A 326-nucleotide genomic window follows, 5' to 3' on the forward strand; every position below is an offset into this window, starting at 1 on the left:
CTCAAAGTTGCATAGACCTGATCGGAGACATCCTGACGATAGGCTTGATCCGGCAAGCGGGTGTTGGTTGGCACCCCATGGATCTGCTTCCGGATGCGGTCGCTGTTCAGAATTCGAGCCCCAGGCGCCGGCCCCAGATGGGGGGCAACAAGCGAGGCTATCGTAGATTTGCCGGTTCCGCTGAGCCCTCCGACGGCGACAACGACGGGCCGTGCCGGCTCCAGCAGCGACTCGGCCAAAGCGAAGTACTGGCGCGCCTCGGCAAGCAGGCTTTCAACAGCACCCACAGGTGCATGCTCCGCCTGGGCAGCCGTAACATGGGCACG

General features: G+C 63.2%; 1 protein-coding gene. It reads right to left on the reverse strand.

From position 1 onward, the window contains the following. The coding region (locus KBI52_RS00570; protein ID WP_371823083.1) for an AAA family ATPase at positions 1-287 on the reverse strand (287 nt) is incomplete at its 3' end. Between the last annotated feature and the right edge of the window lie 39 nt (positions 288-326).

The organism is Microvirga sp. HBU67558 (genome assembly GCF_018069605.1).
GTDB classification, from domain to species: Bacteria; Pseudomonadota; Alphaproteobacteria; order Rhizobiales; family Beijerinckiaceae; genus Microvirga; species Microvirga terrae.